This is a genomic window from Butyrivibrio sp. NC3005 (assembly GCF_000424545.1).
Lineage (GTDB): Bacteria > Bacillota > Clostridia > Lachnospirales > Lachnospiraceae > Butyrivibrio.
In genome coordinates this window covers 1-2,317 of the sequence record NZ_AUKC01000087.1, presented here as the reverse complement: position 1 = coordinate 2,317, position 2,317 = coordinate 1, and the positions used below count along the sequence as shown (strand labels likewise).

The following is a 2,317-nucleotide window of genomic DNA, read 5'->3' as shown; positions in this document are numbered from 1 at the left end:
GTGATCTTAACGCTTCGTATAATATAGCAGCCCGCTATTATATACGAGAAATTTTTAAATCCTGTTCGGTGACGGACAGGTTGGACATTGAGGCTTCACGAAGTGAATATTCAGACTGTTTTGAATTGGTTAATAGCATTTTTCAAGTCATCTGCATTCATTCCGGTATTAGCAGCTAATTTCTTAATGTTCAACGATACATCATCAGTCATTAAATTCTTATCAATAATAGTAGAAACACCTTCAATATTCTTTACTGAAGCTTCGCTAACAGATGAAATCTGTATTGCAATTTCTTCTACAGAACCAGATAACGCTTCCATAGCCTCCCCAATATCCATGACGGACTGCTTTATTGTCATTATGCCGTCATCATAATATTGATTTTGAGTGGCAAATATTTCAAAACTGGCTATAACATCATTTTTTATGAAATCTACGAGCTTGGCTACCTGATTACGAACATTTTCCACCGATTCATTGCTGGCAGCAACTATCTTGGTGATATTCATAGCCGTGCCCTTAGATTGATCGGCAAGTTGCCCTATTTCTCCAGCAACCACAGCAAAGCCCCTTCCCGCTTCGCCCGCTCTAGCGGCTTCAATTGATGCATTTAACGATAGCAGATTGGTCTGAGATGTAATCGACATAATATCTTCTGCCAGAACATTAATCTGTTCAACCGCATTAAGACTTTCTATAGCTTCCTGCATACTAGCCATAGTTTGTCGTAATGTAGTCATATTTTTTTCGATTTCTTCATTTATTTTATGGGTAATATCAGCAGATGAATCAATAAGCTTTATCGAATCATTTTCTCCTGCCTTAACCTTATCAGATACTATTTCCACCTTAGCTACAATGTTGTCTATTGCAGAATGAATGGACTCAATTGAAGTATTGGTTTCATCAAATTTTTTGGCCAGACTATCTGTTATTGCTTTATTGTCAGAAGTAACCTCTTCTAACAGATTTGAATATTTCTTTAGATTATCTGAGTCTTTATCAAGAACACTACTATATTCTATAAATACATTAACAGCACCTCTAAGTGACATAATTACCTTTCGAGTATCTAACGCCAACCTTCCAATCTCATCTTTTCGTTTTTCAAACACTGCAATCTCTTTATTGTCAGAAACATCGAGTTTAGCCACCCTTGCAAGAGCTTCTTGAATTTTGGAAATCGGTTTTATAAGTAAACTTATTATCAAAGCCAGTATAATTCCAATAACAATAATGGTCAAAAATCCTCCAACAAAAATCTGACCTGAAGATTCTCTGGCTTTTTCATACAATTCATCCGTACTCGCACCCACAAACAATAGCCAATCTCTGTCCGGTATATATCTGTAATATCCATACATCAATTCACCTGTATTAGATTGTTTATACTCTATTTCTCCTTCATTTTCAGCTTTTCCGCTATTAATCATTTTAATAATAGACGAAACTGCTTCATTCTTCGTTAAATCCGTAATCTCTCCTTCATTACTCGAATAATAAACTACCGGATTCTCAACACCAGTAAGTATGACATCCTGATTATTCGTAATATGTATCCCTTTTTCCAAAAGTTCATACATATCGCTTTTATCTATTTCTATCGAACAATATCCCGCTGGTTTATCATCACTATTATATGAAGTCCTTGCAAAAACCAAACTTACTTCCTTCGTAGCCGGCGATACTGCTGCTACGCTATGATAAACATTTGTTTTAGCATCGTTATAATACAATTCTTGAATCTTCTTAATTTTATCCTGTTCATTTTGATAACCTATCATATCATCAAGATTATGCACAAGAACTTTGCCGTCATAATTGGTATAAAAAAGGCTTTTACACGCAGGAACTGACAACATATATTCTTTGGCAAATTTTTGAGCATTTTTTTGAACTTCAATGTCTTCTGGATTATCCACTAAATTGCGCATCTGATTTGATGCCATAAAGCCATCAAGATATGCATATTCTTTTTGAGTATACATATCTATACGCGCAGAAATCTGCTCAACAACACCATTTAATTCAATCTGTGCTTCTGTTTGCATTATGTTCAGCATCTTATACGAAGCAAAAAGATTCAAGAACAATATTCCAAGTGATGCTGCTATGACCATGTAAAAAGTTATTTTTACCGATAATTTTTTGAATCTCATATCTTTTCCTTCCTGATTACAAAAACATAAAGAATAGACTTAATGTAAAAACACAACACAATCAACTGATATATCGGAGTTATTGGTAGAATAAATTAGAATATCATGACTTCTTGCTGAGATTTAGGATAATCATCAGCAAGAATCCTGCTTCG

Annotated in this window: 1 protein-coding gene; it reads right to left on the bottom strand. The window is 34.6% G+C overall.

The features are described from left to right. Positions 1–110: 110 nt before the first annotated feature. Positions 111–2,162: a methyl-accepting chemotaxis protein gene (locus G634_RS0114780; protein ID WP_026505911.1), complete on the bottom strand. Its 2,052-nt coding sequence runs from the start codon at positions 2,160–2,162 to the stop codon at positions 111–113. Between the last annotated feature and the right edge of the window lie 155 nt (positions 2,163–2,317).

Coding starts and splice junctions, on each gene's coding strand:
- G634_RS0114780 (WP_026505911.1), bottom strand. CDS start 2,162: ATGAGATTCAAAAAATTATCGGTAAAAATAACTTTTTACATGGTCATA.